The organism is Citrobacter sp. Cpo100 (assembly GCF_030332595.1).
In the GTDB taxonomy this organism is placed as follows: Bacteria; Pseudomonadota; Gammaproteobacteria; order Enterobacterales; family Enterobacteriaceae; genus Citrobacter; species Citrobacter portucalensis.
Genome location: NZ_JAOWHM010000031.1, coordinates 67,260 through 79,897, shown reverse-complemented (window position 1 = coordinate 79,897; position 12,638 = coordinate 67,260). Strand labels below are relative to the sequence as shown.

Annotated in this window: 11 protein-coding genes and 3 pseudogenes; 5 read left to right on the top strand and 9 right to left on the bottom strand. The window is 53.2% G+C overall.

The window, feature by feature from the left end; genetic code table 11:
* Positions 1-31: 31 nt before the first annotated feature.
* The 6 genes from fliK to fliF are packed head-to-tail and all read right to left on the bottom strand — an operon-like array spanning position 32 to position 6,442.
* A complete protein-coding gene (fliK, locus tag OGX96_RS07260; RefSeq protein WP_286582589.1) occupies positions 32-1,246 on the bottom strand; it encodes a flagellar hook length control protein FliK in 1,215 nt (404 codons plus the stop codon).
* Complete coding sequence (fliJ, locus tag OGX96_RS07255; protein WP_003834052.1) at positions 1,243-1,686, bottom strand: flagellar export protein FliJ; 444 nt, start codon at positions 1,684-1,686, stop codon at positions 1,243-1,245. The genes fliK and fliJ overlap by 4 nt, the downstream gene beginning before the upstream one ends.
* Before the next feature lie 21 nt (positions 1,687-1,707).
* Positions 1,708-3,078 carry a flagellar protein export ATPase FliI gene (gene fliI, locus OGX96_RS07250; protein WP_003030440.1) on the bottom strand — a complete coding sequence of 457 codons (1,371 nt, stop codon included), beginning with the start codon at positions 3,076-3,078 and terminating at the stop codon, positions 1,708-1,710.
* The gene (gene fliH / locus OGX96_RS07245) at positions 3,078-3,785 is read right to left on the bottom strand and encodes a flagellar assembly protein FliH (protein WP_198802511.1); all 708 of its coding nucleotides are present in this window, start codon (positions 3,783-3,785) and stop codon (positions 3,078-3,080) included. The genes fliI and fliH overlap by 1 nt, the downstream gene beginning before the upstream one ends.
* Positions 3,778-4,776 (bottom strand): flagellar motor switch protein FliG, encoded by a 999-nt coding sequence (fliG, locus tag OGX96_RS07240; RefSeq protein WP_003030443.1) that lies wholly within the window; start codon positions 4,774-4,776, stop codon positions 3,778-3,780. Before fliG ends, fliH begins: the two co-directional genes overlap by 8 nt.
* Positions 4,769-6,442 carry a flagellar basal-body MS-ring/collar protein FliF gene (fliF, locus tag OGX96_RS07235; protein ID WP_071445475.1) on the bottom strand — a complete coding sequence of 558 codons (1,674 nt, stop codon included), beginning with the start codon at positions 6,440-6,442 and terminating at the stop codon, positions 4,769-4,771. The genes fliG and fliF overlap by 8 nt, the downstream gene beginning before the upstream one ends.
* Before the next feature lie 216 nt (positions 6,443-6,658).
* Here fliF and fliE point away from each other — a divergent pair, with 216 nt between their 5' ends.
* Complete coding sequence (gene fliE, locus OGX96_RS07230; RefSeq protein WP_079935374.1) at positions 6,659-6,973, top strand: flagellar hook-basal body complex protein FliE; 315 nt, start codon at positions 6,659-6,661, stop codon at positions 6,971-6,973.
* 26 nt (positions 6,974-6,999) lie between these two features.
* Here fliE and OGX96_RS07225 read toward each other — a convergent pair.
* Positions 7,000-8,293 (bottom strand): annotated as a pseudogene (locus OGX96_RS07225) (tyrosine-type recombinase/integrase).
* A 45-nt stretch (positions 8,294-8,338) separates the two neighbouring features.
* Entirely contained in the window at positions 8,339-8,551 is a 213-nt protein-coding gene (gene xisR / locus OGX96_RS07220) for an excisionase family protein (protein WP_079935372.1), read from the bottom strand.
* Between xisR and OGX96_RS07215 the strand changes: the two are divergent.
* Positions 8,547-9,140, top strand: a pseudogene (locus OGX96_RS07215) (antitermination protein Q); the annotation flags it as partial. The gene xisR and the pseudogene OGX96_RS07215 overlap by 5 nt on opposite strands.
* A 952-nt stretch (positions 9,141-10,092) precedes the next feature.
* Here the strand turns inward: OGX96_RS07215 and OGX96_RS07210 are convergent.
* Positions 10,093-10,317: pseudogene (locus tag OGX96_RS07210) on the bottom strand (type II toxin-antitoxin system HicB family antitoxin); the annotation flags it as partial.
* On the opposite strand from OGX96_RS07210, the gene OGX96_RS07205 reads away from it, so the two are divergent.
* Genes OGX96_RS07205 through OGX96_RS07195 form a run of 3 tightly spaced genes read left to right on the top strand, consistent with a single transcriptional unit; the run spans position 10,306 to position 12,630 of the window.
* A complete protein-coding gene (locus tag OGX96_RS07205) occupies positions 10,306-11,424 on the top strand; it encodes an anti-CBASS protein Acb1 family protein (RefSeq protein WP_253193194.1) in 1,119 nt (372 codons plus the stop codon). The pseudogene OGX96_RS07210 and the gene OGX96_RS07205 sit on opposite strands and share 12 nt — an antisense overlap.
* Positions 11,360-12,385, top strand: a complete 1,026-nt coding sequence (locus OGX96_RS07200) for a phage minor head protein (RefSeq protein WP_502872638.1) — start codon at positions 11,360-11,362, stop codon at positions 12,383-12,385. The genes OGX96_RS07205 and OGX96_RS07200 overlap by 65 nt, the downstream gene beginning before the upstream one ends.
* Positions 12,382-12,630: a hypothetical protein gene (locus OGX96_RS07195; protein ID WP_079935369.1), complete on the top strand. Its 249-nt coding sequence runs from the start codon at positions 12,382-12,384 to the stop codon at positions 12,628-12,630. Before OGX96_RS07200 ends, OGX96_RS07195 begins: the two co-directional genes overlap by 4 nt.
* The last annotated feature ends 8 nt before the right edge of the window (positions 12,631-12,638 follow it).

Here is a 12,638-nt window from a genome sequence, read left to right as displayed (position 1 = left end):
AAAGACGCGGATAATCATGCTACCTCTGGCGTTAGGCGAAGATGTCTACTGCGCCATCGCCGCGGGCAGCGGCTTGCAGCGAGGCTGGGGTTGCCAGTATTGCGTCATCTTCAGCGGCAAAAATGTCTTGTCCTTGAGCGCGACCAGCCTGCTGTTGCTGCCCGGAAGACTGCTGATGGCCAGCGAAGCTTTCACTGCTGATGTTGCTTTGCCCCAGTTGAATGCCGCTTTCAGCCAACTGCGTACGCAGCATCGGTAATGCGGCTTCCAGTGCGGCGCGCACGTGACTGTGCGGTGAAACCATTTGTAACTGTGCGAGGTTGTCGTCCAGCTTGAGGGAAATATGTACCTGACCCAGGTCTTGCGGATGCAGACGCAGCTCTGCGCTTTGCTGGCCCTGGCGCGTGAACAATGTGACGTGCTGGCTCAGCGATTGCTGCCATTCATGGCTACCTAACGGAGCGCTTAACACTGGCGCGGCCGTCGGTAACGGTTGTGCGTGTGTCTGTGGACCACTTAGCGGTGCCGCAGTCATGCCAATGCTGGTCGGTGACGGGGTGCTGTCGATTTCAGCTCTGGCGTTCGCCGCCGCCGTCAGCGGGGTTAGTGCTGGATTGTTTGCCTGATTAGCACCACCGCCAGCAATTGTGGCATCCGCTTTGCCTTTTTTGGCATCACCCGGCAGCAATTCGTCTGCATTATCAGTCGTCGCGCCGTGTGCAGCGCCACGTGACAACGCCGAAAGCGTGGCATCAACCGGGGCTGGTGCGCTGTCGACGGCAGGCGTAGCCAGCGGTTGTCCTGGTAGCATGGCGAACAATGCGCTCAGGTTGGCGAGATCGTCATCACTCAGCGTGGTGTTTTTTTCGTCCTGCTGAGCAACTTTGCCCAGCGTCGTCAGGGCATTAGCTTTCAGTGAAGGTGTGAGAGCAGACAACAGTTGCTGAGCGTCAGTCATGTCGGCAAGAGAAGACTCGGCTTGTAGCTCCTGTTGCGCCAACAGATCGGTTAATTTGACCGACTGTGCAGTATCGCCATTTTTTTGCAGTAACCCTTTTTGCAGCTTACTGCTGGCCGCCTGTAAGTCGGCAAGCGACAGCGGAGCGTCTTTACCCTGCGCGTCGCCCGCACCTAATGCGCCAGCCAGCAACGCTAAAAAATCCTCGGGTGAATCTACCGCTTTGCCTGACTGAAGACCTGCGGCTACGTCGGTGTCGGTGGTAATCAGTTGGGGTAAAGTAATCATTCGGGTTTCCTCATAGCTGCGCGCTGAGCAAATTCATCCATTTTTTTCTGATCCAGACGGTTTTCGGCCAGTAACGCCGCCGAGGTTTGTCTGTCCTGCAACGTCTGCCACGCCTGTAATCGTTGTTTTTTGTCGCGCCAACTGTTCAAAGCCATGTCCACTTTTTGCGTCCACTGATTGAGCTGTTGGCGGTGTTGCTCAATCGCTTTTTCCAGCGTCTGAATAAATTGCTGGTAGTTAATCCAGCGATTGCTGGTAATACCCTGGCCCATATCAGTATTCAGATTGTTGCGATACTCATGCTGATAATCGATCAGCATTTTTAACTGTTCTTCTGCCTGCTGACAGCCACGACGCATCTCTCCTAATAAGACAGCGGCGTCATCTACCTCTTTTTCAGCCAGGTCTTTCAGTGTTGCTAACGCACCATGTTGTGCCATGACCTATGCTCTCCTGCTTAATCACACACCAGGGAAAATCAGTTCTAAAGCTTGTAGAGAATCTTCCCAGTCAGCCCGTTCAAAGATGCCTTGCTGTAAAAACGCTTCCAGCTGTGGCCATAAGGCGATGGCTTTATCCAGCATTGGATCGCTGCCTTTGGCATACGCCCCCACGCTAACCAGATCGCGGTTACGCTGGAAGCTGGACAGCAACTGTTTAAAGTTGCGCACCCGTGCGTAATGTTTTTCACTAATGAGCGCGGTCATGGCGCGGCTGATTGAGGCTTCGATATCGATGGCCGGATAGTGACCCGCCTCGGCCAGATGACGTGACAGCACAATGTGGCCGTCCAGAATTGCGCGCGCGGAATCGGCAATCGGGTCCTGCTGGTCGTCACCCTCGGTCAGTACCGTATAAAACGCGGTGACTGAACCGCCGCCGTGAATACCGTTTCCGGCACGTTCAACCAGCGCCGGTAATTTGGCGAATACTGACGGTGGATAACCTTTGGTTGCCGGTGGCTCGCCGATCGCCAGGGCTATCTCACGTTGCGCCATCGCATAGCGGGTGAGGGAATCCATAATCAGCAATACGTGCTGTCCACGATCGCGGAAATCTTCGGCGATACGCGTGGCGTAGGCCGCGCCTTGCATACGTAACAGCGGCGAGACGTCCGCCGGAGCGGCAATCACAACCGAGCGTGCGCGACCGTCAGCGCCGAGAATATTTTCAATAAAATCTTTAACTTCGCGGCCACGTTCGCCAATCAGGCCCACGACGATGACGTCGGCCTGGGTATAACGCGCCATCATGCCGAGCAGGACGCTTTTACCGACGCCGGAACCTGCGAAAAGCCCCATACGCTGGCCGCGACCTACGGTTAACAACGCGTTGATGGGGCGTACACCGGTATCCAGGACGTGTTCAATTGCGGTACGTTGCAGCGGGTTAAACGGCGGTGTAATCAGCGCGCCGGTTTCGGTGGTATCCGGGGCGGGCAGTCCGTCGAGCGGTTTGCCGCTGCCGTCCAGCACACGCCCCAGCAGAGCAGGGCCAAGCGGTAATTGCTTCCCGCTTTGCAGACCTTCTCCGGCAATGTTTTTCGCGTACACGCGCGCCCCGGGCAGAACGCCTTCGACCTCTTCGAGCGGCATCAGAAACAGACGTTGACCGTTAAAGCCTACGACTTCGCTTTCAACTTCCTGGGTTTCGTTGCCATCCTGGCGTTCAATGACGCAGGTGGCACCCAGCGGCAGCTGTAACCCCGTAGCTTCCAGCACCAGCCCGGTTGCGCGGGTCAGGCGACCGTAACGACGCACCGCAGGCAGCAGAGACATTTTCTCTTCGAAGTTGTCCAGCGTATTGAGCCAGCGAGTCAGGCGAGTGGTCATTACACGACTCCCGGCGCTGCCAGACGGCAGAGTTCTTGCCAGCGTGTGGCGACGCTGGCATCCAGATCGCCTTCGTCAGCTGAGACTTTACAACCGCCGTGATGCAGCGTGGGATCACCGCGCAGCCGCCAGCCGTGCAGGCTGAGAGTGGCACCGAGCATCTCCTCAACACGCTGGAGATCGTCCGGATGTACGCGCAGCTGCGGTTTACCGCTAAACAGCGGTTCCTGTTGCAATAACTGTTGGATCTGCTTAATCAGCGCAGCGTTATCCACGATAGGCGTCTGACCAATCACCTGACGCGCAGCTTCCAGCGCCATTTGCATCAGGCGCGAGGCAATGACGCTGTCCAGTGCGTCCAGCGTATTCTGAAACTCGCTCACCAGCTGCTGCATACGGGCATGAATCGGCGCATGCTGCGCACGCGCCTGGTTCTGGCCCTGCTCCAGCCCCTGGCTCAGACCATCCTGATAGCCTTGTTCATGACCCTTTTGTCGACCTTCCGCCAGCCCCGCGTTATACCCTTGCTCATGGGCCTGCATTTGCAGCTGTGCGAGCTGTTGTTCAAGCTGTTGCTCTGCGGAAAGCTCGGGTTCTTCCGTCTCTTCGGACAGCGGCGTTTCGCTGTGGTCGGCCAGCACGAACTCTGCCATCGGTGGGGCGAGATCGTCCGGAGTCCAGACTTTCCACGGCAGTTCGTTAGACATAGGTATCCTCGCCGCTGCCGATCACCATCTCGCCGGTTTCCGCCAGACGACGCACAATAAGCAGAATCGCTTTCTGTTCGTTTTCCACCTGCGACAAGCGCACCGGACCGCGGTTGGCAAGGTCGTCGCGCAGAATATCGGCAGCACGTTGCGACATGTTGCGCAGGAACTTCTCGCGTAGCGGCTGTTCGGCACCTTTCAGCGCAATCAGCAGCGATTCGGAATCCACTTCCTGCAGCAGGCGCTGGATACTGCGATCGTCGACGTCCACCAGGTTTTCGAACAGGAACATCTCGTCGATAATTTTCTGCGCCAGTTCGCCGTCGAACTCGCGTACGGCGGTGATAACCGCTTCTTCCTGCTGGGTTTTCATTAGGTTGATAATTTCTGCCGCCGTTCTCACGCCGCCCATTTTGCTGCGCTTGAGGTTCTGGCCATCGAGCAGACCGTTCAGTACCTCGGTCAGTTCTGCCAGCGCGGCAGGCTGCACACCGCCGAAGGTAGCAATACGCAGCATCACGTCGTGACGTAAACGCTCGTCGAACAGCGCCAGAATATCGGCGGCCTGGCCACGTTTGAGGTGCACCAGAATGGTGGCGATAATCTGCGGATGCTCGTCGCGGATAAGGTCGGCGGCGCTTTGCGGCTCCATAAAGTTGAGCGTTTCAATGCCGCTGGTGGTATCGCGGGTTTCCAGAATATCTTCCAGCAGGCTGGAGGCGCGTTCCTCGCCCAGCGCTTTCACCAGCACGGAGCGCAGATATTCGTTGGCGTTGATATTCAGCGCGGCAAACTGTTCTGCTTCTTGCTCAAATTCGGCCAGCACTTCCGTCAACTGTTTGTTGGAGATCTGGCGTACGTTCGCCATCGCTGTACTCAGCGCCTGAACTTCGCGCGTGGAAAGGTGTTTAAACACCTCAGCAGCGCGATCTTCGCCAATGGTCATCAGCAGGATGACGCTTTTATCGGTACCGGTAAGGGCATTACTCATGATCGTTACTCATCCACTGGCGAATGACCAGCGCCACGACGCGCGGATCGTTATCTGACATTTCACGAATACGCTGGCTCATCACTTCTGCACCCAGACGCTGATTCGTACGACGCTGCTGGGTCTGCTCGTCTTTGCTGAGGCGAACTTCTACCGCTTCTTCCGTTTCCTGACGAATACGCGTTTGTTCTTGTACCGCTTTTGCTTCTTCGCTGCGGCGAACCAACTGCGGACGAACAGCCTTACGCCACAGGATCCAGGCAACTAGCAGAACCAGCAACCAACGGCCTGCGGTCATCAACTGATCAATAAAGAACGGCTGTTTCCAGAACGGCAGCTCGCCAATGGAATCGTCGGTCGCCGTGAACGGAGAGTTCACCACGTTCAGGGTATCGCCACGTTTGTCGGAGAAGCCCATCGCTTCGCGGGTCAGGTCCTCAATCTGTTTCATCTGATCGGCGGTTAACGGCAGCGGTTTGCCGTCCGGCAACGTTTTATAGTTGACCACCACTGCAACCGAGAGACGCTGCACATCGCCGACGTTCATTTTGGTGTGGCGAATGGTACGGTCGACTTCATAATTGCTGGTTTCGTTGCGCTGCGTACTGCGTGGTCCGGCATTATTGCTGTTATTTGCCGTCTGCGTGGTTTGCGCATTTTGCTGATTAGCCGGAGGGTTGGCGATTGGCGCGGTATTCGCCGGTGCTGGTTGATTGGACAACGCGCCCGGTACGCCGCCTGGCGCTCCGCTTCCGATCTGCTCGCTGACGTTTAACTGACGTGAACGTAGCACGGCCTGGGAATCATCACCGTTTGGACGGTACTGTTCTTCGGTTTGCTCTTTATTAGCGAAATCCAGCTGCGCGGTGACCTGCGCATGTACGTTACCGTTGCCGACAATCGGCGACAGGATCGATTCGATACGACGTTGAACGCGGCCTTCGACATCGCTGGCGTATTTCAACTGAGCATCGTTAAGGTCGCGGCTGCTGGTGTTCGACTGAGTTAACAGATGACCCGCCTGGTCGACCAGCGTAACGTTGCCCGGCGGTAACCCGGCGACAGCGCTGGAAACCAGATGCGTAACTGCACTGATCTGACCTTCATCCAGTGCACGGCCCGGTTCAAGGTTAACGGTCACGGAGGCTGAAGGCGCTTTTTGCTCACGCACAAACAGCGACGGTTTCGGCATTGCCAGATGCACGCGGGCGCGTTTTACCGGTCCCAGCGTTTCAATGGTCCGGGCTAATTCACCTTCCAGCGCACGCTGGTAGTTGACCTGCTCGCTAAACTGGCTAATACCAAACTTTTCCTGATCCAGCAGTTCAAAACCAACGGCGCCGCCTTTCGGCAGGCCTTGCTGCGCCAGACGTAAACGTAGTTCGTGGACTTTATCGGCAGGAACTTCTATAGCACCGCTTCCCTCTGTAAAACGATAGGGAACGTTCATCTGCGTCAGTTGGGTGACAATCGCGCCACCATCCTGATCGGAAAGATTGCTGAACAGCGTGCGATAGTCAGGCGCTTTGGCCCACAGGACCATCGCCACGATGATAGCGACGGCAGCGGCTCCCGCCACAATCAAAGGAATTCTGGGATTCGCGCGCAGGCGGTTTAACCACTCGAGAGGTTTAAGCTGGGTTGCAGTCGATGCTGTCGCACTCATCTCGCACCTCGTGGCTTATCGTGGACGGCGTTTTTTGCAAAGTGGAACAAGACTCACTCCCGGGTCAGCAAACTCGAAAAATTGACGGTCTCATTATTTGCGGTTTCGAATTTTTCTATGCGTTAAAAACCGTGGTTTTTTATCGTTATTTAACGCCTTTATCTTATTGACTAACTGGTAATCTCAGCTACGTAAAAAATCATCCAGGGGATCAGAATGTCGGCAATACAGGGGATTGAAGGGGTCATCAGCCAGTTACAGGCCACGGCGATGTCAGCAAAAACGCAGGATATGCAGCCACAACCGACCGTGAGTTTTGCCGGACAACTGCATGCGGCGTTAGACAGAATCAGCGATGTGCAAACCGCGTCCCGTACGCAGGCTGAGAAATTTACCCTGGGTGAGCCGGGCATTGCGTTAAATGATGTGATGACCGATATGCAAAAAGCGTCGGTATCGATGCAGATGGGTATTCAGGTGCGTAATAAACTGGTGTCGGCGTATCAGGAAGTGATGTCCATGCAAGTTTAGGCTACATAACCTAATGATATTTATTGTTAATATCCATCCGATCCTACTGCATGGGGCATGGGTGGGGCAAACTCACTCAATTTCTGGTTGAGTATGAGTACCTGGTCCTGGTTGTTTTCTGCCATCCAGGATCCGTACACCCGGTAAACCACTTGCGCGTCGGTGTGGCCCATTTGCTTCGCGATGAAGTTAGGGTTGGCACCGGCAGCTAACGACCAACATGCGTAAGTGTGTCTTGACTGGTATGCTCTGCGATAGCGAATACCTGCACGTCGCATTGCCGCCTCCCACGATTGGTTGATCGACCCTACAGCGTAATGATGCCCTGCACGGCCATTACGCGATACGATTTGCGGGTTGAACACGAATGTGCATGGATGCACATCAGTACGATCGTATTCACGAAGCTTAACCTCAACTTGATACTGCTTGCCCAGCCTGGTCATTTCAGCCTGGTTCTTCAACACATCGATGGCTGGCTGAATCAGGTTTATGATTCGATCAGTTCCTGCCTCTGTTTTAGGAAGGGTGAACTCCTTCGTTAACGTGGTTGCGACGAATCATCATAGTTCCCGCTTTCAGGTCGATGTCTTCCCATGACAACGATACCAGCTCTCCATGCCTCACCCCTGTGTACACGGCCAGCGACCACATGTTTTTCAGTTGCTGATGAGTACATGCATTAATCATTCTGACGAACTCCTCTCGTGTGAGCGGATCTGGTTCAGTGCGTGATCGTTTGAGCATGGAAATGCCGTTAAACGGATTCGCCTTAACATAACCACTGTCCGCAGCGAAGTTAAACATGCCTGACATGGTTCTCATGTAGTTGTTGATGGTTCTGACGGATCTTCCTTTTACTGGTGTCTTCTGTCCTGTCTTCAATACGTGATAGCCGGTTAGCAACTCCTTCCTGATAAACAGCAGGTCTTCCTGTGTCACCGCAGATACCAGCTTGTCCCCACCAATTCTCGGTATCATGTTGCGCGCTATAGATGAATAGCGAGACATCGCGTTGGTGCTGATCTCCATGCGCTTCAACTCAAGCCATTTATTCGCCAACTCGAGCATGGTGATTTCCTTATTTTCAACTCCAAATTTCTTCAGATTCGGTGAGTCCGGGAACTGAGCCGCATAATTGAAGTTGCCGGTCTTTATCGCGAAGCACACCGACGCGCGCAGCTCGCCAGCGATCTTCCTGTTTTTTGGTGTATCCGGCACGCCGAGGCTTTCACGCACCCGGCTGCCTTTATAGATGAACCATATGCGGAGCGTACCGCCATGGTTCTCCACGCCTGTTGGGTATGCTGACTTAGCCATTATTCCCTCCTGACGTCCAAGAGCCAGCTAAGCATAAACGGATCTTCATTGGCGCGCACCAGGCTGTTTCTTTGACATGCTCTCAACCCACTGGTCGACAGCCTTTCTGTTGTACATGCACTCGCTGTTTTTCTTAGGCACTCCGTCAGGGGAAACATGCAGATATTCCCGTCCGACCATCCAGCAATTTTTACGGGCCCGCTCGATAGTGCCCGGGCGAAGGCCGGTAATCTCGACGAGCTTTTCTTCGGTTATCAGCGATTACGATCGTGAGCGAGCGATTGAACTGCTGACCAAATATGCAATTGAGCACTGCGATAAGGTTGCCGCCTTACGCAAGCTTGAGAGCGATGTTAAGCCAAAGGTAATGCAAGTTCTCGCAACTTTCGCCTTTGCCGATTACTCCCGGAGCGCCGCCAGTACCAGAACGTGCGACTGCTGCCATGGCAATAAGTTTGTCGAAGCTGAAGTTATGACAATGAAACACATGGGACGATCACACCTTAGCGAAAAAAGAGAGATGGTTAAGGTGCTTTGCCACAAGTGCAAAGGGAAGGGAGTTCTGACCAACGCATGCCAGTGCAATGGCAAAGGAACAGTGTTAGACAAAGATAAAACTATTCTACAACGCGGCGTCCCTGCATATAAAACCTGTTCACGCTGCAACGGTCGGGGATATGCCAGATTGCTACCTGATAGCGTCCGTAAATACATCTGCGCGACGGTGATGGATATACCTGAAACCACATGGCGCAGGTCTTACAAGGATTTCTTTGAAAGCCTAGTAGGCGAGTGTATCAAACAGGAAGAGTACGCAAACCAGATGTTGAACAAAGTCACGCGGTAGTGAATATTTTCTATTAAATAGGATTTATCTAGAAAATTACACTTTACAAAGTGGCGATTTCTGTTTAATCTGAACTCAATGATGGAGTAGTACATTCATTCAATGGCCCTGAGTTAATATCTCGGGGCTTTTTTATGACTAAGATCAATGAATTTTCTTTGTGAAACCATGATGATCCAACTCCCCGAATTACTTGAGGATGATTAAGGAGGTTTCCTTTGGCAAACTTTTTGAAAGTCCCCTTGTGTAATCCGCTAAAGCCATAAAGCGGAATCTGGGTTAGGGGAATGGATAGTGCAAATATGTGGTACCTCACACCGATGCCTGTGGCTGGCTTGGGATTTGCGCGAAAGGCAGGATTACTCGGATTCAGGTATGCGTTAGATGTAACGGGAGACCCCCGGCGTGTACTCAATATACAACTGAATGCCCTCCACTAATTAATAGGCCCTGGCAGAAATGCCGGGGCTTTTTTTGTTAGATATAAATTTCGTTGTTACCAACGATGGTGAAGGTGTCCTTCGTTGGCGGATTAAGTTGAAGGTCCGACGTAAGTGCAGCCACACTGGTTGCAGTCGTAGTAATTACATAAACGTATACATCAGGGTTAACGTATGGGCCATAATGATTGACCGCACCTTTGCTAACTGGGTGAAGTTGAGGTGTTAATTTATGCCTCTCAACTGCAAATTTAAAAATAGCATCTCTATCACGGTGAACACGAAAGACATTCATAGTCGAACCTTCTTTTTGAGTTGAAAGTAAGGTTATCGACCGCATCAAATTAAGCTTTAAGTCTTTTAATAATTATCCTTTCTGAAAGCGCATCTCACCAAATACCAGACAGACAAAACCCTCACCCTACCCACTGTGGCTACGGTGCTGTGCGCTTCCAAAAAAGAAAACCCAGCACAATGGCTGGGCTTCGTGAAGATGGGTGGCTGTTAACTGCTCATGATAACTTCTTTACAGATACCTCTGCCTCATAACCAAGAAGGTATAAGGCTTGTTCCAGCGTCTCGACTTTGGATGCGTGACTAACGTCAAGAAGCCGGTCAATCTGCGGCCCTTTCTGGTTTAGCTTTCTGGCTAAATCAGCCTTACGCGTACCGGTGTTAATCATTGCATTGTGCAATGCAGCTTTCATGCAGATCAGCACAGGAAGATGAACGGTGATGACCGTCGAAACCTGGTTGGACGTTACTCTGCAATCCTGCTTCAGATTAAGGACAGCAAGCAATGGTATGAGGAAGTCGACAAGACAGTCGTTGGACGCCTTCAGGAAAAGGCACTTGTTAAGTTAATCCCTGCATGGGAAGCGCAGATCGACCCGATTAAATGGGACGATGACCCAGAAAGTGAAACGTTTGGCGAAGTAACGATGTACTCGTTTACTGAGTTGCCTGTCGACGGGAACTTCGATGCGCGACCGGGGCGAATCATTAACGTGCATCCTGATCGGGTAATCATCCTGGCTGAAGGTTCAGATGATGGCGTCATGACGTCAGGTAAGTCACTGCTTGAGGCCGGCTTCAATAAGTTGCTGGACATCGAGAAGGTGAGCGGCGGGGCTTCTGAGGGATTCCTGAAGAACGCCAGCCGACAGCTTAACTACTCATTCAGCGAGAAGACGAACTTCTCCGCTCTTGCCAAGGCACTTGGCGTGGCGGAAGGGCAACTTGCTGAGGCTCTGGATCAGCAGGTGCGCCGCCTGAACGACAGCACCGACAGCGCCAGCTTTATGCAGGCCGGTACTGCCGAGGTATTAAGCGTTCCAGAAGCCGACCCTGAGCCAACATGGCGCACAGCACTGAGCGAGTTCTGCGCGACCGTTCCAATACCTGTGAAAGAGCTTGTTGGGATGCAGACGGGTGAGCGCGCCAGTACCGAAGATGCGAAAGGCTGGGGGCGCACCAGGATGAGCCGACGTAAAGGCTTCCTGACTGACGTTATCACTGACGTGGTTTCTCGCTTCTGGATGCTTGGCATTATTCCTCCGGCGCAGAATGAGGAAATTACCGTTGGTTGGTCTGATCTGCTGGCGCCTAGTCAGGCAGAGAAGATTGCCAATATGGATAAACTGGCGGACGTGGCAGTGAAATCAACGAATGCCTTCGGGCGTTCGGCTATCACTGAAAACGAAATCCGCACTGCTGGCGAATTACAGCCACTGCCTGAGCTTGATGATGAGGTTCCGCCTGATGGCAACAAACCAAAGCCTGATCCTCTGGCCGACCCTCAGTCAGAAGCCGAAAAGTCCGGTGATACCACGGTCGAAAGTTGACCCAACGATGTCGCGTAAGCCAGTCAGCAAGATGGAGCGCGACATTGAGGATCGGTATTACGCGATTAAGGTGGCCATGAAAGCGCTGCTCGACCAGCGTCTGATCGGGAGAGAGCGTGCGGTAAATAGCCATAACTGGCATTTCCTGTGCCATGTTAACGGTGACGAGCCTACGCTTTACCAGGTCAACGCTGGCAAGTTTATCTACGACATGTCGGCGCAGGAACTAGCTGATCTGCTTGAGGCAGTGCAGGCCATTCTCGATGACCACTTGCTGGAAGGTGGCGAGCAAAACCTCTGGGCGATGGATTACGTCGTCGCAGAAGCGCAGCGCGGCACGCTGGAGGCCTTCAACAACCTCTCGCAACAGTCGCAGGTGTACGCCAGTCAGACGACGCTAAAGCAGCTTTTAAGCAGCCCCGGACACCTTAATCAGGTGGCGGCGGCCAGGCTGACAACGTTTAGTGACTGGAAGGTCATCAGCGACACTGCCCGCGGCGATTTAACCAACATCATCACCGATGCGGTCGCGCGTGGGGTTAATCCTCGCGAGACGGCCAGCGTCATCAGCAAGCGTCTCGATGTGTCCATGTCGAAGGCAAAGACTATCGCTCAAACTGAACAGGTCGGCGCGCTACGGCAGGCACAATGGAATGAAACGGACTGGGCTGCTGACCGGCTGGGGCTGAATACCGGACTGCTGTGGTTGTCGGCACTCAAACCAACAACGCGCACCTGGCACGCCAGCCGTCACGGCAAGGTCTACACCACCGAAGAGGTGCGGGACTTCTACGCCGAGAACGGCAACCGGTACAACTGTTACTGCAGCCAGATTCCGGTGCTGCTCAACGACGACGGCAGCATATTTAACGAAGGGCTGGCTGATAAGTTGGCGAAAGAGCGTAAAGATTGGAATAAAAAAGGCGATAATAAACCTCAACATTCAACGGAGGTTATATGAGCCATAGCATCAAGCAAGTGAAGTTCGACTGGAAGGAAATGTTTAAGACAGATATGGAGATTGCTTTCAAGGTCACGTGTGTGATTACTTTAGAAAACGATGTATCTGTTGAAGCTAGTGAAATCCTTAAAATGCACAAGGGCCTTGTAATGCCAGTTTCAAACGGTCAACAATCAGGCGTTAACGCGATTGAAATGCAGGCTCTAAACAATGCCAGAAATATTTTAAACACACTTATAAATTAAAATACACC